The 319-nt window shown below is 57.1% G+C and carries 1 protein-coding gene; it reads left to right on the top strand.

What is annotated here, in order from left to right:
* A partial coding sequence (locus tag EN786_RS36820) for a sugar phosphate nucleotidyltransferase (protein WP_246688854.1) occupies positions 1-319 on the top strand: 319 nt, incomplete at both ends.

Genomic DNA, 319 nt, shown 5'->3' with positions numbered 1-319 from the left:
ATATCTCGGCCATCTCATCCGCAGCGTATGCGGTGACGGTTCGCAATGGAATCTGAAAATACGGTACACTCAGGAAATGGAGCCGCTGGGCACCATCGGGCCGCTCTCGCTTATCCGAGATGAGCTGACCGAGCCCTTCATCGTGCTCAACGGCGACGTTCTCACCGATCGGAGTCTCAGCAGGTTCACAGCTGCCCACCGCAAGCACAAAGATCCGGTTACTATCGCGACCGCCAACCGGCTCATCAAGATGGATTTCGGCGTCATCGACGAAGTCGACGATGGAGTGCAGGTGTTCCGCGAGAAGCCTACGCTTTCT

Source organism: Mesorhizobium sp. M4B.F.Ca.ET.143.01.1.1 (assembly GCF_004792275.1).
In the GTDB taxonomy this organism is placed as follows: domain Bacteria; phylum Pseudomonadota; class Alphaproteobacteria; order Rhizobiales; family Rhizobiaceae; genus Mesorhizobium; species Mesorhizobium abyssinicae.
Note: the sequence above shows the minus strand (reverse complement) of the source record. Positions and strands in the feature narration are given on the sequence as shown.